General features: G+C 70.3%; 16 protein-coding genes. 6 read left to right on the top strand and 10 right to left on the bottom strand.

Going from position 1 to position 20,082, the window contains the following annotated elements:
• Positions 1 to 45 precede the first annotated feature (45 nt).
• Entirely contained in the window at positions 46 to 1,092 is a 1,047-nt protein-coding gene (locus AB0Q90_RS20090; RefSeq protein ID WP_363165506.1) for a LacI family DNA-binding transcriptional regulator, read from the top strand.
• 253 nt (positions 1,093 to 1,345) lie between these two features.
• Here the strand turns inward: AB0Q90_RS20090 and rbsD are convergent, their stop codons facing one another.
• The 5 genes from rbsD to AB0Q90_RS20065 all read right to left on the bottom strand — a co-directional run bounded on the left by rbsD (position 1,346) and on the right by AB0Q90_RS20065 (position 7,173).
• Positions 1,346 to 1,738 (bottom strand): D-ribose pyranase, encoded by a 393-nt coding sequence (gene rbsD / locus AB0Q90_RS20085; RefSeq protein ID WP_363165505.1) that lies wholly within the window; start codon positions 1,736 to 1,738, stop codon positions 1,346 to 1,348.
• Complete coding sequence (locus AB0Q90_RS20080) at positions 1,735 to 2,637, bottom strand: ribokinase (protein ID WP_363165504.1); 903 nt, start codon at positions 2,635 to 2,637, stop codon at positions 1,735 to 1,737. Before AB0Q90_RS20080 ends, rbsD begins: the two co-directional genes overlap by 4 nt.
• 66 nt (positions 2,638 to 2,703) lie before the next feature.
• The gene (locus tag AB0Q90_RS20075; protein WP_363160356.1) at positions 2,704 to 4,647 is read right to left on the bottom strand and encodes a substrate-binding domain-containing protein; all 1,944 of its coding nucleotides are present in this window, start codon (positions 4,645 to 4,647) and stop codon (positions 2,704 to 2,706) included.
• A complete protein-coding gene (locus tag AB0Q90_RS20070) occupies positions 4,637 to 6,157 on the bottom strand; it encodes a sugar ABC transporter ATP-binding protein (RefSeq protein ID WP_363160355.1) in 1,521 nt (506 codons plus the stop codon). Before AB0Q90_RS20070 ends, AB0Q90_RS20075 begins: the two co-directional genes overlap by 11 nt.
• A complete protein-coding gene (locus tag AB0Q90_RS20065) occupies positions 6,154 to 7,173 on the bottom strand; it encodes a LacI family DNA-binding transcriptional regulator (RefSeq protein ID WP_363160354.1) in 1,020 nt (339 codons plus the stop codon). The genes AB0Q90_RS20070 and AB0Q90_RS20065 overlap by 4 nt, the downstream gene beginning before the upstream one ends.
• Positions 7,174 to 7,565: 392 nt before the next feature.
• Between AB0Q90_RS20065 and AB0Q90_RS20060 the strand changes: the two genes are divergently transcribed.
• Both AB0Q90_RS20060 and AB0Q90_RS20055 read left to right on the top strand, forming a co-directional pair.
• Entirely contained in the window at positions 7,566 to 9,833 is a 2,268-nt protein-coding gene (locus AB0Q90_RS20060; RefSeq protein ID WP_363160353.1) for an ATP-dependent RecD-like DNA helicase, read from the top strand.
• 210 nt (positions 9,834 to 10,043) lie between these two features.
• The gene (locus AB0Q90_RS20055) at positions 10,044 to 11,333 is read left to right on the top strand and encodes a citrate synthase (RefSeq protein WP_363160352.1); all 1,290 of its coding nucleotides are present in this window, start codon (positions 10,044 to 10,046) and stop codon (positions 11,331 to 11,333) included.
• 567 nt (positions 11,334 to 11,900) lie between these two features.
• On the opposite strand, the gene AB0Q90_RS20050 is transcribed toward AB0Q90_RS20055, so the two are convergent.
• The 3 genes from AB0Q90_RS20050 to AB0Q90_RS20040 form a co-directional block, all read right to left on the bottom strand.
• Entirely contained in the window at positions 11,901 to 14,132 is a 2,232-nt protein-coding gene (locus AB0Q90_RS20050; RefSeq protein WP_363160351.1) for a heavy metal translocating P-type ATPase, read from the bottom strand.
• 34 nt (positions 14,133 to 14,166) lie between these two features.
• Positions 14,167 to 14,382, bottom strand: coding sequence for a heavy-metal-associated domain-containing protein (locus tag AB0Q90_RS20045; protein WP_363160350.1), 216 nt, complete (start codon positions 14,380 to 14,382; stop codon positions 14,167 to 14,169).
• 74 nt (positions 14,383 to 14,456) lie between these two features.
• The gene (locus tag AB0Q90_RS20040) at positions 14,457 to 15,416 is read right to left on the bottom strand and encodes a PrsW family intramembrane metalloprotease (protein WP_363160349.1); all 960 of its coding nucleotides are present in this window, start codon (positions 15,414 to 15,416) and stop codon (positions 14,457 to 14,459) included.
• A gap of 54 nt (positions 15,417 to 15,470) precedes the next feature.
• Here AB0Q90_RS20040 and AB0Q90_RS20035 point away from each other — a divergent pair, with 54 nt between their 5' ends.
• Positions 15,471 to 16,670: a cation:proton antiporter gene (locus AB0Q90_RS20035; RefSeq protein WP_363160348.1), complete on the top strand. Its 1,200-nt coding sequence runs from the start codon at positions 15,471 to 15,473 to the stop codon at positions 16,668 to 16,670.
• A gap of 53 nt (positions 16,671 to 16,723) precedes the next feature.
• On the opposite strand, the gene AB0Q90_RS20030 is transcribed toward AB0Q90_RS20035, so the two are convergent.
• Entirely contained in the window at positions 16,724 to 16,924 is a 201-nt protein-coding gene (locus AB0Q90_RS20030; protein ID WP_190069091.1) for a MerR family transcriptional regulator, read from the bottom strand.
• Positions 16,925 to 17,203: 279 nt separating this feature from the next.
• On the bottom strand, positions 17,204 to 18,130 hold the full coding sequence (locus AB0Q90_RS20025) for a sugar phosphate isomerase/epimerase (RefSeq protein WP_363160370.1): 927 nt from the start codon (positions 18,128 to 18,130) through the stop codon (positions 17,204 to 17,206).
• Between the two features lie 123 nt (positions 18,131 to 18,253).
• Between AB0Q90_RS20025 and iolC the strand changes: the two genes are divergently transcribed.
• Both iolC and AB0Q90_RS20015 read left to right on the top strand, forming a co-directional pair.
• Positions 18,254 to 19,204, top strand: coding sequence for a 5-dehydro-2-deoxygluconokinase (gene iolC / locus AB0Q90_RS20020; protein WP_363160347.1), 951 nt, complete (start codon positions 18,254 to 18,256; stop codon positions 19,202 to 19,204).
• On the top strand, positions 19,201 to 20,082 hold the full coding sequence (locus AB0Q90_RS20015) for a deoxyribose-phosphate aldolase (RefSeq protein ID WP_363160346.1): 882 nt from the start codon (positions 19,201 to 19,203) through the stop codon (positions 20,080 to 20,082). The genes iolC and AB0Q90_RS20015 overlap by 4 nt, the downstream gene beginning before the upstream one ends.

Here is a 20,082-nt window from a genome sequence, read left to right as displayed (position 1 = left end):
CGTACGACTGAGACGCGCTGATGCGTGCGACCGGAGGACGACGAGATGACGGTGACCCTGGCGGACGTGGCGGCCCGCGCGCAGGTCTCCCCCGCGACGGTGTCGCGCGTACTGAACGGCAACTACCCCGTGGCCGCGTCCACCCGCGAGCGGGTGCTGCGGGCCGTGGACGAGCTGGACTACGTGCTGAACGGCCCGGCGAGCGCGCTGGCGGCGGCGACGTCGGACCTCGTCGGCATCCTGGTGAACGACATTGCCGACCCCTTCTTCGGGATCATGGCGAGCGCGATCCAGGCGGAGATCGGCGGCCCGGGCGGACGCGCGGGCGGTGAACGGCTGGCCGTCGTCTGCAACACCGGCGGCTCCCCGGAACGCGAACTGACCTACCTGACCCTGCTCCAGCGCCAGCGGGCCGCGGCCGTGGTCCTGACCGGCGGGGCCATCGAGAACGCCACGCACATCGCGGCCGTCTCCTCCAAGCTGCGGAAGCTGGCGGACGCGGGCACCCGGATCGTGCTGTGCGGGCGCCCGCCGGCGCCGGACACCGGGGCGATCGCGCTGACCTTCGACAACCGCGGCGGCGGCCGCGAACTGACCGAGCACCTCATCGGCCTCGGCCACCGGCGGCTCGGCTACATCGCCGGCCCCGAGGAGCGCACCACGACCCGGCACCGCCTGGAGGGACACCGGGCGGCGCTGGAGGCACGCGGGATCAAGGAAGACCCGCGCTGGACGGTGCACGGCCGCTACGACCGCCAGTCCGGCTACGAGGCAACGCTGGAGCTCCTGCGCCGCGACCCGTCCCTGACCGCCGTGGTCGCCGCGAACGACTCCGTCGCGCTGGGCGCCTGCGCGGCACTGCGTGACTCCGGGCTGCGGATCCCGGAGGACGTCTCCGTGGCCGGCTTCGACGACCTGCCGTTCAGCATCGACGCGGTGCCCTCTCTTACGACGGTGAGGCTGCCGTTGTCGGAGGCGGGGGCGCGGGCCGGACGGATCGCCATGGGGCGGGAGGAGGAGCCGCCCGGGGGGATCGCGACGATTCGGGGGGAGCTGATGGTTCGGGGGTCCACGGCGGGGCCTCGGGAGTAGGCGGCAGGGGGCCGTTTCCCGGGGCGCGCCGGGGTGCGTGCTTGCGCCCGCAGCGCCGGGCTCGACCACGTCGTCCAGGCGGCGAAAAAAATTCTCGCGGCGCCGTGCAACCCTTCCGGGGACTCCCGAGTCGTACATGGCATCAGGACTTCTGGAGGGGGATCTGGGGGGATCGCGGGGGTTCTGATACGGAGGGGGACAGCACGAGGGGCCCGGTCGACGGACCGGGCCCCTCGAAGCATGTACGGGTGGTCTAGAAGAAGACCCCGCACCTCAGGAGCACATTCGCGTACGGCCGGGCCTCGCCCGTGCGGACGACCAGGCGCGCGCCCGCCGACAGTTCCTTGAGGCGCTCGTGCGGGACCAGGGTCAGGGCGTCGGCGAAGTGGTCGTCCAGCAGCGCCGAGGCCGCCGGGTTGGCCTGCCGTACCTCCGTCGCCGCCGTCGCTCCCTCCACGACCAGCTCGGCCAGCAGGCCCTCCAGCACCTCCGCGAATGCCGGCACCCCGGCCCGGAAGGCCAGGTCGACCACCTTCGGGCCGTCGGGTATCGGCATGCCCGCGTCGCACACCAGGACCCCGTCGCCGTGGCCCAACTCGGCCAGCGCGCCGGACAGATGACGGTTCAGGATGCCCGCCTTCTTCACAGGGCCTCGACCTCCGCGGCCGTCGGGAAGGACACCTGCGCCCCCTCCCTCGTGACGGCCGCCGCCCCGACCCGGGCCGCGTACGCCGCAGCCTCGGTCAGGGAGGCACCGGTGCCCAGCCGGTACGCCAGGGCCGCGGTGAAGGCGTCACCCGCGCCGGTCGTGTCCACGGCGTCGACCTTCACCGACGCCACCCGGGCCGTGCCCTCGGCCGACGCCACGAGGGCGCCCTCGGCACCCAGCGTCACGACCACCGAGCGCGGGCCCTTGGCCAGCAGGATCCGCGCCCAGTCCGCGGGCTCCTCGCTCACGCAGGCGTCGCCGAGGATCACCTTCGCCTCGTGCTCGTTGACGATCAGAGGGTCGCAGGCCGCCAGAACTTCCGCGGGCAGTGGCTGCGGCGGGGACGGGTTCAGTACGAAGCGGCTGCCGTCCGCGAGGTTGCGCACCACCTCCGCCACCGTCTCCAGCGGGATCTCCAGCTGTACGGAGACCACCCGCGAGGCCTGGAAGAGGCTCGCGGCGGCCCGCACGTCCACGGGCGTGAGCCGGGCGTTGGCGCCCGGCGAGACCACGATGCTGTTGTCCCCCGACGGGTCCACGGTGATCAGCGCGACCCCCGTCGGCGCGCCGCCGACCAGCACGCCCACCGTGTCCACCCCGGCCTGCCGCTGCGAGTCGAGCAGCAGCCGGCCGTGCGCGTCGTCACCGACCCGGGCCAGCAGCGCCGTACGCGCCCCGAGCCGGGCGGCCGCGACCGCCTGGTTCGCGCCCTTGCCGCCCGGGTGGACGGCCAGGTCGGAGCCGAGCACGGTCTCGCCGGCCCCCGGCCGGCGCTCGACGCCGATCACCAGGTCGGCGTTGGCCGACCCTACGACCAGGAGGTCGTAGTCGTACATGAAGTAGCTCCCCTAGTAAGTCACTTGGGGTGGGCGGTCCAAGGACCGCCCACCCCTCGCCGAATGTCAGCCGCCGAAGCCGGCCACGTTCTCCTTCGTGACCACCTTCACCGGCACCTTCACCATCTGCTCGGTCTTCTTGCCCTCGGCCGCCCGAACGGCGTTGTCCACGGCGATCCTTCCGAGCTCCTTGGGCTGCTGCGCCACCGACGCGTACAGCGTGCCCGCCTCCACGGCCTTCAGACCGTCCGGGGTGCCGTCGAAACCGACGACCTGGACGGACTTGCCGGCCTTGTCGCCCAGCGCCTTGATCGCGCCGAGCGCCATCTCGTCGTTCTCGGCGAACACGCCGTCGATGTCCGGGTGGGCCTGGAGGAGGTTGGTCATGACGTCGAGGCCCTTGGTGCGGTCGAAGTCCGCGGGCTGCTTGGCCACGACCTTGATGCCCGGGTAGGCCTTGAGCCCCTCGGCGAAGCCCGCGCCGCGCTCCCGGCTGGCGGACGTGCCGGCCTGGCCCTGGAGGATGACGATCGTGCCCTTGCCGCCGAGCTTCTCGGCGAGCGCCTTGGCGCCCAGTTGGCCGCCCTCGACGTTGTCGGAGGCCACCAGGGCGGCCGTGGAGGCGTCGTTCACGCCGCGGTCCACGCCCACCACGGGGATGTCGGCCTTGTTCGCCGAGCGCACCGAGGGGCCCGCCGCGTCCGAGTCGACCGGGTTGACGATGATCGAACCGACGCCCTCGGACGTGAAGTTCTGGAGCTGGTTGGCCTGCTGCGAGGCGTCGTTCTGGGCGTCGGTGACCGTCAGGTCGACGCCCAGCTTCTTCGCCTCCTCCTGCGCACCGGCCCGGATCTGCACGAAGAACGGGTTGTTGAGGGTCGACAGCGACAGACCGACCTTCTGCTGGGCCGCGCCGGCGGAGCCGGTGTGCAGCAGCGAGGTGGCGCCCATGACCGCCGCCGCGACCACGGCCGCGAGGACGTAGGTCACCGCCTGCTTGCCCTTGTTGCCGCCGCTGGTGGCCACCGGAGTCGCCCCGGCCTTGCGGCGCACGGTGTCCAGCAGCACCGCCAGCGCGATGACGACACCGATGACGACCTGCTGCCAGAACGCGGACACGCTCAGCAGATTCAGCCCGTTCCTCAGCACCGCCAGGATCAGCGCGCCGATCAGCGTGCCGGACGCCTTGCCGGTGCCGCCCGCCAGGGAGGCGCCGCCGATGACGACGGCCGCGATGGCGTCCAGCTCGTAGCCCTGCGCGGCCTGCGGCTGCGCGGAGGACAGCCGGGAGGCGAGCACGATGCCCGCGGCCGCGGCGAAGAGGCCGGACAGCGCGTAGATGGCGAGCTTCTGCTTCTTCACCCGCAGACCCGAAAGGCGCGCGGCCTCCTCGTTGCCGCCGATCGCGTACATGGAGCGGCCGATGTAGGTCCGCCCCAGCACAAAGGCGGTGACGAGCCCCATGACGACCATCACGAGCACCGGCACCGGCAGCCACCCGCCGAGCGTGTCGCCGAGATGCGAGACGGAGTCGGGGAAGGCGATGGGGGAGCCCTGCGAGATGACCAGCGACAGACCACGGCCGACCGACAGCATCGCGAGCGTCGCGATGAACGGCGGCAACTTGCCGTAGGAGATCAGAAAACCATTGACCAGACCGCACGCGATACCGGTCGCTATGGCCAGCAGCACCGCAAGGAAGACCGGAACGCCCTCCTGCGTGGCACTCCAGGCAAGAACGGTGGCCGACAGAGCAGCCACCGACCCGACCGACAGATCAATACCGGCCGAGACGATCACAAACGTGACGCCGAAAGCCAGGATGGCGGTCACGGCCGCCTGGACGCCGACGTTCAACAGGTTGTCGGTCGTCAGGAAGTCACCGGACAGCGCCGACATGGCAATAACGAGAACGATCAGCGCGGTCAGCGCGCCGTTGTCGAGCAGGAGGCGGCGAAGCCCCGAGGCGCCACTCGCGCCCGTCGTGCTCTTGAGCGTGTCAGCGGCCACGGGTGGCCTCCTTCTCACTGATAGGAGTGCTTACGGCAAGCGCCATCACGGCGTCCTGGGTCGCCTCGTCGGCGGCGAGTTCTCCGGCGATCCGCCCCTGGGCCATCACCAGCACCCGGTCGCTCATGCCGAGCACCTCGGGCAGATCGCTGGAGATCATCAGTACGGCGGCACCGGCGGCCGTCAGTTCGTTGATCAGCTGGTAGATCTCGACCTTGGCGCCGACGTCGATACCGCGGGTCGGCTCGTCGAGGATCAGCACCTTGGTGTCGGCGAGCAGCCACTTGCCGATGACGACCTTCTGCTGGTTGCCACCGGACAGCGTGCGCACGTGCTGGCCGAGGCCCGCCATCCGCACGCCCAGCTGCCCGGCGACCCGGGCGGCGGCCTCGCGCTGCCCCTTGAGATCGACGATCCCCGCGCGCGTGGCCGAACGCAGCGTCACAAGACCGAGGTTCTCCTCGACCGACGCGTCCAGCACGAGCCCCTGCCCCTTGCGGTCCTCGGGGACGAGCCCGATCCCGGCGGACATGGCGGCGTTGACATCGTTGCCGCGCAGACCGGAGCCGTTCACCCGCACCGTGCCGCGGTCGTAGGGATCGGCCCCGAACACGGCCCGCACGACCTCCGTACGCCCCGCACCCACGAGCCCGGCGATCCCGACGACCTCACCGGCGCGCACCTCGAAGGAGACGTCGTGGAAGACACCGTTCCGCCCGAGCCCCTCCACCTTGAGCAGCGGCTCACCGGTCTCGCCGCGCTCACGCGGGTACTGCTGCTCGATGGAGCGCCCCACCATGAGCCGGACGAGCTCGTCCTCGGAAGTGGCGGCCGGGACCTGACCGACGGACCGGCCGTCGCGAATGACGGTGACCCGATCCCCCAGGGCGGCGATCTCCTCCAGATGGTGCGTAATGAAGACAACGCCGACGCCGTCCTCGCGCAGGCTGCGCACGATGGCGAAGAGCTTGTCGACCTCCTCGGAGGTGAGCACCGCGGTCGGCTCGTCCATGATCAGCACACGGGCGTCCAGGCTGAGCGCCTTGGCGATCTCGACCATCTGCAGGCGCGCGATGCCGAGTTCACGCACACGCGCGCGTGGGGACACGTTCACCCCGACCCGCTTCAGCAGCTCGGCGGCCTCGGCCTCCATCCGCCCGCGGTCGATCATCCCGAACCGGCGCGGCTGCCGCCCCAGGAAGATGTTCTCGGCGACCGTCAGATCAGGAACGAGATTGAACTCCTGATAGATGGTGGCGATCCCGAGGCGCTCGGAGTCCTGCGCACCATGAATGCGCACCTCCTCACCACCCACCAGGATCCGCCCGGCATCAGGCGTGTAGGCACCGGAGAGCATCTTGATGAGCGTGCTCTTGCCGGCGCCGTTCTCACCGAGGAGGACGTGCACCTCGCCCCGGCGCAGATCGAAGTCGACGCCGTCCAGCGCGACCACGCCCGGGAAGGTCTTCCGTATGCCCTCGATACGCAGCAACTCGTCCGGGTTGCTCACGACGTGCTCCTTTGCACTGGGGTGGGGTTCTCGCCGCACGAGCGGCGTACGACGAGACGGGCGGGGAGGGTGACGGACTTGGGGAGCCGCCCCTCGATGCGGTCGATCAGCGCACGCACGGCGGCGCGCCCCAGCTCGCCCGTGGGCTGGGCAATCGCGGTGATCGGCGGATCGGTGTGCACGAACCACCGGATGTCGTCGAACGCGGCCAGCGCGATGTCCTGCGGCACCCGCAGCCCACGCGCGCGTACGGCGTCCAGCGCGCCGAGCGCCATCAGGTTGTCGGCCGCGAACACGACCTCGGGCGGCTCGGGCAGATCGAGGAAGCCCTCGGTGACCCGCCGCCCGCTTTCGGCCTGGAAGTCGCCCTGGCCGATATAGGCGTCGGGAAGTTCCAGACCATGAACAGCAAGCGCCTCCCGGAAGGCCTCCACACGTTCCTGTCCGGTGGTGGTGGCCGCGGGCCCCGCGATGATGGCGAGCCGCCGATGCCCCAGCCCATACAGATGCGCGACGAGATCCCGCACCGCCGCCCGCCCGTCGGCCCGCACCACCGGCACGTCCACGCCCGGGATCCACCGGTCGACGAACACCATCGGCGTCCCCGCGCGCGCGGCCTCCAGCATCAGCGGGGAGCCACCGTCGGTGGGGGAGACGAGAAGCCCGTCGATCCGCCGGTCCAACAGCGTCCGCACATGGTGGTCCTGGAGATCGGGCCGCTCGTCGGCGTTGCCGATGATGACGCTGTACCCGAGCGCACGGGCCTCCTCCTCCACAGAGCGGGCCAGTTCGGTGAAGTAAGGGTTCAGCACATCGCTGATGACCAGCCCGAGGGTGCGCGTCTGGTCGGTACGCAGAGAACGGGCGACAGCGTTGGGCCGGTAACCCAACACCTCGACGGCGGCCAGCACACGAGTGCGCGCGTCGGCACTGACCGACGGATGGTCATTCAGGACACGCGAGACCGTGGCAACGGACACGCCCGCTTCACGGGCGACGTCCTTGATGCTCGCCATCGCCGCTCCACCTCCTCGTGGAATTGCTGCTGGAATCGATTACATCGATCACTCAGACAGGATTGGAATCGATTACAACCCCATTAATCAACCCCTCAACCACCCCCTGAGACCGGATCGTGATGTTCCGCGCACCCGAGCGCACCCCCGCGGAGCCGCAGCCGCCCACGGCGGGAAGGTGACGTGTCGGGGGGTGTCCGCCCGCAGAGGCCGGCGTAAAGACACACCACCCCCCAAACCCACAGCACCGCCGGTCCGAGGACGGACCCCCCCGGCGCGGCCCCGACTCACGGCACCGCCGATGGCGCTACGCGAACCCCCACCGAACCGCAACGGGCCGCCGCAGGCACACCCCCACCCCGACTGTCAGCGAGGCCCGATACCGTCGCCTCATGGATCGAGCAACGGGGACCGGCGAGCGACACCTCGCCGTGCTCGAAGGCGTCCTGGAACGCATCACATACGCCAACGAGGACAACGGCTACACAGTCGCCCGAGTGGACACCGGCAGAGGAAGCGCCGACCTCCTCACGGTCGTAGGCGCACTGCTGGGCGCCCAGGTAGGCGAGTCCCTGCGCATGGAGGGCCGCTGGGGCTCCCACCCGCAGTACGGCAAGCAGTTCACCGTGGAGAACTACACCACCGTCCTGCCGGCCACAGTCCAGGGCATCCGCCGCTACCTCGGCTCAGGCCTGGTCAAGGGCATCGGCCCGGTCTTCGCCGACCGCATCACCCAGCACTTCGGCATGGACACCCTGAAGATCATCGAAGAGGAGCCCAAGCGCCTCATCGAGGTCCCCGGCCTGGGCCCCAAGCGCACCAAGAAGATCGCCGACGCCTGGGAGGAACAGAAGGCGATCAAGGAAGTCATGCTCTTCCTCCAGACCGTGGAGGTCTCCACCTCCATCGCCGTACGCATCTACAAGAAGTACGGCGACGCCTCGATTTCCATCGTGAAGAACCAGCCCTACCGACTGGCCGCCGACGTCTGGGGCATCGGCTTCCTCACCGCCGACCGCATCGCCCAGTCCGTGGGCATCCCGCACGACAGCCCGGAACGCGTCAAGGCGGGCCTCCAGTACGCCCTTTCGCAGTCCGCGGACCAGGGCCACTGCTTCCTGCCCGAGGAGCGCCTGATCGCCGACGCGGTGAAGCTGCTCCAGGTCGACACGGGCCTGGTCATCGAGTGCCTCGCAGAACTGGCCGCACCGCCCGAGGAGGGCGAGGACCCCGGCGTCGTACGGGAGAAGGTGCCCGGCCCGGACGGCGGGGACGGAGGGGACCCCGTCACAGCCGTCTACCTCGTCCCCTTCCACCGAGCCGAACTCTCCCTCTCCGCCCAGCTGCTGCGCCTGCTCCGCACCGACGAGGACCGCATGCCCGGCTTCCGCGACGTGGCCTGGGACAAGGCGCTGGCCTGGCTGAAGGACCGCACGGGCGCCGACCTGGCCCCCGAGCAGGAGGCCGCCGTCCGGCTGGCGCTGACGCAGAAGGTCGCCGTCCTCACCGGCGGCCCCGGCTGCGGCAAGTCGTTCACGGTCCGCTCGGTCGTAGAGTTGGCCCGCGCCAAGAAGGCGAAGGTCGTCCTCGCCGCCCCCACCGGCCGCGCCGCCAAGCGCCTCGCGGAGCTCACCGGCGCCGAGGCCTCCACCGTCCACCGCCTGCTGGAGCTCAAGCCCGGCGGCGACGCGGCCTACGACAAGGACCGCCCCTTGGACGCCGACCTAGTAGTGGTGGACGAGGCCTCGATGCTGGACCTACTGCTGGCCAACAAGCTGGTGAAAGCCGTCCCTCCGGGCGCCCACCTGCTCTTCGTGGGGGACGTCGACCAGCTCCCCTCCGTCGGCGCGGGCGAGGTCCTGCGCGACCTCCTGGCCGACGACAGCCCGGTCCCCGCCGTACGCCTGACCCGGGTGTTCCGCCAGGCCCAGCAGTCCGGAGTGGTCACCAACGCGCACCGGATCAACTCCGGGCAGCACCCGGTCACCGACGGCATGAAGGACTTCTTCCTCTTCGTCGAGGACGACACCGAGGAGGCCGGCCGCCTGACCGTCGACGTCGCCGCCCGCCGTATTCCGGCCAGATTCGGGCTCGACCCGCGCCGGGACGTCCAGGTGCTGGCGCCCATGCACCGCGGCCCGGCCGGCGCCGGCACGCTCAACGGCCTGCTCCAGCAGGCCATCACGCCGGGCCGCCCCGACCTGCCCGAGAAGCGGTTCGGCGGCCGGGTCTTCCGGGTCGGCGACAAGGTCACCCAGATTCGCAACAATTACGAGAAGGGCAAGAACGGCGTCTTCAACGGCACCGTGGGCGTGGTCACCTCGCTCGATCCGGTCGACCAGCGCCTGACGGTGCTGACGGACGAGGACGAGGAGGTCCCGTACGACTTCGACGAACTGGACGAGCTGGCGCACGCGTACGCGGTGACCATCCACCGTTCGCAGGGCAGCGAGTACCCGGCGGTGGTGATCCCGGTCACCACCGGCGCGTGGATGATGCTCCAGCGGAACCTGCTGTACACGGCGGTCACCCGGGCCAAGAAGCTGGTGGTGCTCGTCGGTTCACGCAAGGCGATCGGCCAGGCGGTGCGCACGGTGTCGGCCGGTCGGCGCTGGACGGCGCTGGACTTCAGGCTCTCACCACGCCCGCTCGAGAAGTGAGTGAAATTTGATCGATCAAACGAGTCGGAAAGGTCACACAGCCCTTCCGGATGCCGGTCCGGAGGGGGCAGGATGAGCAGGTTGGCGGCACTGAGTGCCGCCAATAGGCCCAATGGTCGACCCCGAGTGCACTCTCCTGCGCCAAATGGGGGATGGTAGAGACAGTCAGGGCAACCTCGAAGAAGAGGCACAACGTCGGTGAGGGAAGACGTGAGCGACAACTCTGTAGTACTGCGGTACGGCGACGGCGAGTACACCTACCCGGTGATCGACAGCACCGTCGGCGACAAGGGCTTCGACATCGGCAAGCTCCGCGCCCAGACCGGACTGGTCACCCTGGACAGCGGCTACGGCAACACCGCCGCCTATAAATCCGCCATCACCTACCTCGACGGCGAGCAGGGCATCCTCCGGTACCGCGGCTACCCGATCGAGCAGCTGGCCGAGCGCTCGACCTTTCTGGAGGTCGCGTACCTGCTGATCAACGGTGAGCTGCCCACCGTCGACGAGCTGAGCACGTTCAAGAACGACATCACGCAGCACACCCTGCTGCACGAGGACGTCAAGAACTTCTACAAGGGCTTCCCGCGCGACGCCCACCCGATGGCGATGCTGTCGTCGGTCGTCTCCGCGCTGTCCACCTTCTACCAGGACAGCCACAACCCGTTCGACGAGAAGCAGCGCAACCTCTCCACGATCCGGCTGCTCGCCAAGCTCCCGACGATCGCGGCGTACGCGTACAAGAAGTCGATCGGTCACCCGTTCGTCTACCCCCGCAACGACCTCGGCTACGTCGAGAACTTCCTGCGCATGACCTTCTCGGTCCCGGCGCAGGACTACGACCTGGACCCGGTCGTCGTCGCCGCCCTCGACAAGCTGCTGATTCTGCACGCGGACCACGAGCAGAACTGCTCGACCTCCACGGTCCGTCTGGTGGGCTCCTCGCAGGCGAACATGTTCGCCTCGATCTCGGCCGGCATCAGCGCCCTGTGGGGCCCGCTGCACGGTGGCGCCAACCAGTCCGTGCTGGAGATGCTGGAGGGCATCCAGGCCGCCGGCGGTGACGTCGACTCCTTCATCCGCAAGGTGAAGAACAAGGAGGACGGCGTCCGCCTGATGGGCTTCGGCCACCGGGTCTACAAGAACTTCGACCCGCGCGCGAAGATCATCAAGGCTGCGGCGCACGACGTCCTGTCGGCCCTCGGCAAGTCCGACGAGCTGCTGGACATCGCGCTGAAGCTGGAGGAGCACGCGCTCTCCGACGACTACTTCGTCTCGCGCAGCCTCTACCCGAACGTCGACTTCTACACCGGCCTGATCTACCGCGCCATGGGCTTCCCGACCGAGATGTTCACGGTCCTGTTCGCCCTCGGCCGCCTCCCGGGCTGGATCGCCCAGTGGCACGAGATGATCAAGGAGCCGGGCTCCCGCATCGGCCGCCCGCGCCAGATCTACACGGGCGTCGTGGAGCGGGACTTCGTCCCGGTCGAGGAGCGCTGATCTCTTCGTAGATTCCCGGTTCTGCCCTCCGGGCAGGCCGAGAGTGAGCAAAAAAAGAAGACGCCCTGGCGCCGGTCCCCCCACGGGCCGACGTCCAGGGCGTCTTCCCATGTCCCGGTGCGGATTCCCCCCACGGGATCCGGCCGGGCGTCTGTGGAGATCAGCGCCTGAATCGCTGTTGTTCCGTACTGCGTTGAGCAGAACGAGTACATCTCCTCGTACCACTCGGGTGTGCGGTCTGCCGGGACAGCGCACGCTCGGGAGGGCCGCTCAAAGCTCCCCGGTGTACGTGCCCCGGCAACGCATCTCTGAGGAAGTCCCCCAAGACATCCCCAGATGTCAGTCGGCGCCCCCCAAGACGCTTTCTGACATCGCCAACTTAGACCTTCGAACCCCTTCGATGGTTACGTTCACATCACTGTGATCTGCGTCTCTTGCATATGTCCGTTAGATACGCAAGGGCCCCGAAACAGCGAACGAGGCTCCTGAGTAAGGATGATGCGCGAGCCTTGTGAAGAGCTTATGTGAGGCTCGCGCAGGACTCCAGAGGGGGGCCGGGCCGTGATCTCAACGGAACGTCCGCAGTCGGAGACTGTTGGTCACCACGAACACCGACGAGAAGGCCATCGCCGCCCCCGCGATCATCGGGTTCAGCAGCCCCGCCGCGGCCAGCGGCAGCGCGGCGACGTTGTATCCGAACGCCCACACGAGGTTGCCCTTGATCGTGGTCAGCGTCCGGCGTGACAGCCGGATCGCGTCCGCGGCCACCCGCAGATCGCCGCGCACCAGGGTCAGATCCCCGGCCTCGATCGCCGCGTCCGTACCGGTCCCCATGGCGAGGCCCAGATCGGCGGTGGCGAGCGCCGCGGCGTCGTTGACGCCGTCGCCGACCATGGCGACCGTCCGGCCCTCGGCCTGGAGTCGCCGTACCGCCTCGACCTTGTCCTCGGGCAGCACCTCCGCGATCACCTGCTCGATCCCGACGGCGCGCGCCACCGCCTCGGCCACCGCCCGGTTGTCCCCGGTCAGCAGCACCGGCGTAAGCCCCAGCGCACGCAGGTCGCGCACGGCCTCGGCGCTGGTCTCCTTGACCGCGTCGGCGACGGCGAGCACCCCGCGCGCGACCCCGTCCCAGCCGACGACGACGGCCGTAAGGCCGTTGCTCTCGGCCTCGTCCCGGGCGCGGGCCAGCTCCTGCGGAAGCTCGTCGAACAGCCGCCCCACGGCGACGTCATGGCCCTCCACCCGCCCCCGTACGCCCCGCCCCGGCACGTTCTCGAAGTGCTCGGCCGGCGGCAGCGCCCCGACGCGTTCCTCGGCGCCCGCGGCGACCGCCCGGGCGACGGGGTGCTCGGAGGCGTGTTCCAGGCCGCCCGCGAGCCGCAGCACCTGCCGCTCGTCGGCGTCCTCGGCGACGTAGACCTTCTGGAGGGTCATGCGGCCGGTGGTGACGGTGCCGGTCTTGTCGAGGACGACGGTGTCGACGCGGCGGGTGGACTCCAGGACCTCGGGTCCCTTGATGAGGATGCCGAGCTGGGCGCCGCGGCCCGTGCCGACCATCAGCGCGGTCGGCGTGGCCAGGCCCAGCGCGCACGGGCAGGCGATGATCAGGACGGCGACGGCCGCGGTGAAGGCGTCCACGGTGTCGCCGGTGGCGCCTAGCCAGCCGCCGAAGGTGGCCACGGCGATCGCGATGACCACCGGCACGAACACCGCGGAGATCCGGTCGGCCAGCCGCTGCACCTCGGCCTTGCCGTTCTGCGCGTCCTCCACCAGCCGCGCCATCCGCGCCAGTTGGGTGTCGGCGCCGACCCGGGTGGCCTCGACGACCAGACGTCCGCCGGCGTTGACGGTCGCCCCCGTGACCGCGTCCCCGGCCGCCACGTCCACCGGCACGGACTCGCCGGTCAGCATGGCGGCGTCCACCGCGGAGGCGCCCTCGACGACGGTGCCGTCGGTGGCGATCTTCTCCCCGGGCCGGACGACGAACCGGTCCCCGACGGCCAGCTGCGCCACCGGGATCCGCACCTCACGCCCGTCCCTGAGTACGGCGACGTCCTTGGCGCCCAGCTCCATCAGCGCCCTGAGCGCCGCCCCCGCACGCCGCTTGGCGCGGGCCTCCAGATAGCGGCCCAGCAGGATGAACGTGACGACCCCGGAGGCCACTTCGAGGTAGATCGTCGACGCGGCGTCCATGCCGCCGACGGTGAACCGGAAGCTGTCCCGCATCCCGGGCATGCCCGCGTCACCGAAGAACAGCGCCCACAGCGACCAGCCGAACGCGGCCAGCGTGCCGAGCGAGACCAGGGTGTCCATGGTGGCGGCGCCGTGCCGGGCGTTCGTCCACGCGGCGCGGTGGAAGGGCAGCCCGCCCCAGACGACGACGGGGGAGGCCAGGGTCAGCGCCAGCCACTGCCAGTTGTCGAACTGCAGGGCCGGGACCATCGAGAGCAGGATGACCGGCACCGCGAGAACGGCGGAGACGGTGAAGCGCTGCCGGTAGGAGACCAGCTCGGGATCCTCGGGCGCCGCCGCCTCGTCCTCCGGCGCGGGCTGCGGCGGCGCGGGCTCCTCGGCCGTGTACCCGGTCTTCACCACGGTCGCGATCAGATCGGCGACCTCGACGCCCTCGGGGTAGCTGACCTTCGCCTTCTCCGTCGCGAAGTTGACCGTGGCGGTGACCCCGTCCATACGGTTGAGCTTCTTCTCGACCCGGGCGGCGCAGGAGGCGCAGGTCATCCCGCCGATGAGGAGCTCGACATCGGAGGTGGGGGTTATCGGTGCCTGGGTGGTGGACATGTTCCGACTCCAGAGGCGCGGACGGCGGCCGTGGTCAGATGACGCCGACCAGTTCGAAGCCGGCCTCGTCCACCGCCGCCCGGACGTCCTCCTCGCGGAGCGCCCCGTCGGAGACGATCGTGACCTCGCCCGTCGACGCAACGGCCTTCACCGAGCTGACCCCCGGAATTTCGGAGATCTCGCCGGAGACGGCACCTTCACAGTGTCCGCAGCTCATTCCGCTGACCTTGTACGTGGCGCTGACGCTCATGTCGTTACTCCTCGTCGGGGCATGTGGGGCTCGCGGGGTCCGGGAGGGAACCCCGCACTTACCACGCTATACCCCTACGGGGTATTTCTCCAAGAAGGGTCGCGCCGGGACAGCGAACGCGCCCAGGCGATGCCGAGCAGCGAGACGAGAACCAGGCCGCCGACCGAGAACAGCGTGAAGAGATGCTGCTGCTCATCGGTGGGCTGCGGGAGGTACCCCTCGGCGAACAGCCGCCGGTCCAGCCCCGTGCTCGTCAGCTGGGCCACCAGCCACACCGCGATCCCGTGCGTGGAGTCCCACAGGGCGTGCAGCAGGGAGACGCCCAGGTAGGTCCCGAGCACCGGCCCGGCGAGCCGGAAGCGCCCGTCCGGCCGCCGGTACGCCAGCAGCACACCGCCCGCGATCGCCGTCCACAGTCCATGCCCGAAGGGGGCCAGCACCCCGCGCAGGATCTCCGTCTCCACCAGGGCCCGCAGGTCGATGCCCTGAGTGGAGACGGCGGCGTTGAAGGCGTACCCGGCGCTCTCCAGGGCCGCGAAACCGAAACCGACGGTCGCGCCGAGCACCAGGCCGGCCCGCAGCCCGCGGATCCGGGGCTGCCGGCGCAGCACGAACATGAGCGCGCCCAGCTTCACCGCCTCCTCGATGAGGCCGACGCCGACGAACATCCACAGGGACGGGTGCAGCAGGTAGTACTCCATCACCGACGCGCCCAGGACGCCCAGCGTGCCACCGGTCAGGAAGCAGCCGAGGATCACGCCGACCCCCAGGTCGCGGCCGTGCCGTTCGTACGCCCAGAGCACGAAGGTGACGGGCACCAGGAAGCTGCCGAGCAGGATCAGCGTCGGCAGCAGGGTGGTGTTCTTCGTGGCGTAGGTGACGAGCGCGGTCAGCATCCACAGCGCGAGCCCGCCCCACAGACAGCGCCGCCACAGACCGGCCCGGGCGCGGGGGTAAGCCGACGGGGGCTGCTGCGGTCCGGGGATGCGGGCCTGGGGCGCGCCGGGCGAAGGGGGCGTGGGGGAGTCGGTCACGGCAAATCCCTCAGGTTGGACGGATTTGTCCGAACTTTATGGTAAGCACCCCCTATGTCGCAGGCCGGGACGCTCATCCTGATCATGTCCATCGCGGTGCTCGCACCGCTGCTCGCCCACGGGATCAGCCGCTGGCTGCCGGTTCCGCTGGTCATCTTCGAGATCGTGCTGGGCATCCTGGCCGGCCCGGACGTGCTGGGCTGGGCGGGCGAGGGCGCGGTCATCGACGCGCTCTCCGACCTCGGCCTGGCGATGCTGATCTTCCTGGCCGGCTACGAGATCGAGTTCGACAAGGTCCGCGGGGACCCCCTGAAGCGGTCGGTGCTGGCCTGGCTGATCTCGCTGGCCGCGGGCCTCGGCCTCGCCACCCTCCTCTCCGGCTTCGACCGGGGCGTCTACATCGGCACGGCGCTGACCAGCACCGCCCTCGGCGTCGTACTGCCCGTCCTGCGGGACGCCGGAGACCTGCGCTCCCGGTTCGGCTCGGTGATGAGCGCCGTCGGCGCGGTGGGGGAGTTCGGGCCGATCATCGCCATCGCCCTGCTGCTGAGCGGGCGTTCGCCGGGCGAGTCGACGGCGCTGCTGGCCGCGTTCGCGCTGCTGACCGCCGGAGCGGTGTGGTGGGCGATGCGCCCGCGCCCGCCGTGGTTCGCCACGGTGATCGCCGCGACCCTGCACAGCAGCGGCCAGTTCGCCGTGCGCCTGGTGGTGCTGCTCCTCGCGGTCATGCTCGGCCTCTCCCAGGCCCTCGGCCTCGACACCCTGCTCGGCGCCTTCGCCGCCGGGATGATCGCCCGCCTGGTGCTGCACGGTGCGGCACCCGAGAGCGCCGGGTCGGTGGCGGAGAAGGTGGAGGCGATGGGATTCGGCTTCCTGGTACCGGTGTTCTACGTCGTCACGGGCATCGAGTTCGACCTCGACGCGCTTCTGTCCGGCGGCCGTGCCCTGCTGCTCCTGCCGGGGTTCCTGCTGCTCTTCCTCGTCGTGCGCGGCCTCCCCGTGCACGCACTGGCCCCGCCCGACCTGGACGGCCGCGACCGGCGCGCCCTCACCCTGTTCGCCTCCACCGCCCTGCCGCTGGTCGTGGCGATCACCACGATCGGCGTCGACGCGAAGGAGCTGCACACCGACGAGGCGGCGGCACTGGTCGGCGCGGCCATGCTGTCGGTACTGCTGTTTCCGCTGGCGGGGCTGCGATTGAGAGGGGAGAGGGTGGAGCGCAAGGACGTGGCCGCGGAGACGGAGTCGTGGTAGCGCCGGTGCGCGGCCTGCGCCTCACGCACGGGGCGCAGGCCGGCTCCGGAAGGTCAGTCCGCTCTGCGCCCCCGGTTGCCCGGCCTGGAGGCCACCCACGCCCGGACGGTGTCGGCGTACCAGAAGGGCTTCCCGCCCTCCACGTGGTCGGGCGGCGGCAGCAGCCCGTGTTTGCGGTAGGACCGCACGGTGTCGGGCTGCACCTTGATGTGCGCCGCGATCTCCTTGTAGGACCAGAGCCGTCGGTCGGTCATGAGTTGCACCTCCCTGCGCGCACCGCGGCGGCGGCCGGGGGCGGCCGTCGGGGGTACCGGGCGCTGCGCTGGCGATCACAAAGCCTGTGCCCCGTGAACGACGCTGCGTGACGCCAGGGCAGGGCCTGTGTGCCGGGTGTGACGCAGGACCCGCGTACACGCGACATGCGTGACAGAAGGGGGGCGTTTGTGACACAGGTGACGCAAAGGCGTACGCGGGAGTGCGGGCGCGGCGCATTGACTCCCGTCAGTTCGCGACCCGCAGATCCAAGCAGATCACTACGCTCCGCAGGACCTCAAGAACGCCCGAGTCCGCTGAGCAATGGGCAGCGGCTTGTCCGGCTCGCACGGGTACATGTCCTGCTCGACGATCGCGAACAGATCGACATCCAGCTTCTGCGCCGCCTCCAGAACCGGCCCCAACGCAGGCACACCACCCGGCGGTTCACACATGACTCCCTGCGCAACCGCAGGCCCGAACGGCGTCCCCTTCGCCCGTACGTCCGCCAGGATCTCCGGATCCACCTGCTTGAGATGCAGATACCCGATCCGCTCCCCGTACGTCTCGATGAGCTTGACGCTGTCCCCGCCGCAGTACGCGTAGTGCCCGGTGTCCAGGCACAGGGACACGAGCGAGGAGTCGGTCCCGTCCAGGAACCGCACCACGTTCTCCTCGCTGTCGATGTGCGTGTCGGCATGCGGGTGGACGACGATCTGCAACCCGTAGCGCTCGCGCACCTCCCGCCCGAGCCGCTCCGTCAGCGAGGTGAGATTCCGCCACTGCTCAGCTGTCAGCGACGAGGGCTCCAGCACTTCACCGGTCTTGTCGTCCCGCCAGAAGGACGGGATGACCACCAGGTGGGACGCCCCCATGGCCTGGGCCAGCACCGCGTTGTCCGCGACATGCGCCCAGGTCTTCTCCCAGACGCCCTCGCCATGGTGCAGCCCGGTGAACACCGTGCCGGCGGACACCTTCAGGCCGCGCCGCGAGACCTCCTCGGCGAGCACCGCGGGATCGGTCGGGAGATACCCGTACGGCCCCAGCTCGATCCACTCGTAGCCGGACTCGGCGACCTCGTCGAGGAAGCGCTGCCAGGGGACCTGCTGGGGGTCGTCGGGGAACCACACGCCCCAGGAGTCGGGAGCCGACCCGATCCGGATGCGGGACAGTGAGGACTGGGATGACTGAGGTGACAACGGCGTCATGGCGGCCAGCTTCGGGGCGGGCGGCACCCCTGTCAAGGTCTGGTCCGAATGTCTGGACAAAACATTGACAGGGCTCCACGCTCGGGGCTAGAAAGCCGGGAGAGCCGATACGAAGGGAACGCGATGGCGTACGACCTGATCACCATGGGGCGGATCGGAGTGGACCTCTATCCGCTGCAGACGGGCGTCCCGTTGCCGCAGGTCACATCCTTCGGCAAGTTCCTGGGCGGCTCGGCGGCGAACGTCGCGGTCGCCGCGGCCCGGCTGGGACGGCGCACGGCTCTGATCAGCCGTACCGGCGACGACCCCTTCGGCGCCTATCTGCACCAGGCCCTCGGGGACTTCGGCGTCGACGACCGCTGGGTCACCCCGGTCCAGGGGCTGCCCACCCCCGTCACCTTCTGCGAGATCTTCCCGCCGGACGACTTCCCGCTGTACTTCTACCGGCAGCCCAAGGCCCCCGACCTGGAGATCGACGCCCACGAGCTCGACCTCGACGCCGTGCGCGACGCCCGTATCTTCTGGGTGACCGGCACGGGCCTGAGCGAGGAGCCCAGCCGTACGGCGACCCTCGCGGCCCTCGCCCACCGCGCCAAGGCCGGTACGACGGTCTTCGACCTCGACTGGCGCCCGATGTTCTGGGCCGACCCCGACGCGGCCCGCCCCTTCTACACCGAGGCCCTGCGCCACACCACCGTCGCCGTCGGCAACCTCGACGAGGTCCAGGTCGCCACCGGTGTCCGCGAACCGCACGCGGCGGCGCGGGCGCTGTTGGACGCCGGAGTCGAACTCGCGGTCGTCAAGCAGGGACCCAAGGGCGTGCTGGCCGTCAACAGCAAGGGCGATCAGGCCGAGGTCCCGCCGCTCCCGGTGGACGTCCTCAACGGCCTCGGCGCGGGCGACGCCTTCGGCGGCTCCCTCTGCCACGGCCTCCTCAACGACTGGGACCTGGAGACGATCATGCGCCACGCCAACGCGGCCGGCGCGATCGTCGCCTCCCGCCTGGAGTGCAGCTCGGCGATGCCGACACCGGACGAGGTCGAGGCCGCGATCGCCGCGGGAGCCGTGAAGTGACCATCAACCCGGCGGAGCTGACCCGCACCCGCACCCGCCACCCCGAGGCGATCGCCGAGGCTGCCGCCCGCCGCCGGCGCAGGCCGCTGCTCGACGACACCGACCGGCTCATGATCGTCGCCGCCGACCACCCGGCCCGCGGCGCGCTCGGTGTGGGCGACCGCAAGCTGGCCATGGCCAACCGCGCCGACCTGCTCGAACGCCTCTGCCTGGCACTCAGCCGCCCCGGCGTCGACGGTGTCCTCGCCACCGCCGACATCCTCGACGACCTGCTGCTGCTCGGCGTGCTGGACGACAAGGTCGTCATGGGCTCGATGAACCGCGGCGGCCTCCAGGGCGCCAGCTTCGAACTCGACGACCGCTTCACCGGCCACCGCCCCGAGGACATCGAGCGCCTCGGCTTCGACGCGGCCAAGCTGCTGCTGCGCATCGACTACGACGACCCGGGCTCGCTCAACACCCTGGAGTCCACCGCCCGTGCGATCGACGACATGGCGGCCCGCCGACTCCCGGTGTTCGTCGAGCCGTTCATCAGCCGTCGCACGCCGGAGGGCCGCCTCGGCAACGATCTCTCCGCCGACGCCGTGACCAGGTCCATCGCCATCGCCTCGGGACTGGGCGGAAGTTCGGCCTACACCTGGCTCAAGGTCCCGGTCACCGAGAACCCGGACGACATGGCCCAGGTGATGGAGACCTCCACGCTGCCCGCGGTCCTGCTCGGCGGTGAGGTGGGGGAGGACCAGGAGGGCGCGTACGAGAAGTGGCGCGGCGCCCTTCAACTGCCCACCGTGCGGGGCCTGGTCGTGGGCCGTTCGCTGCTGTACCCGGCGGACGGCGATGTGGCCGCCGCCGTGGACACCGCCGTAGGACTGCTGTGA

This window comes from Streptomyces sp. NPDC079141 (assembly GCF_040686775.1).
Classification (GTDB): domain Bacteria; phylum Actinomycetota; class Actinomycetes; order Streptomycetales; family Streptomycetaceae; genus Streptomyces.
This window is presented reverse-complemented; position numbering and strand designations above follow the sequence as displayed.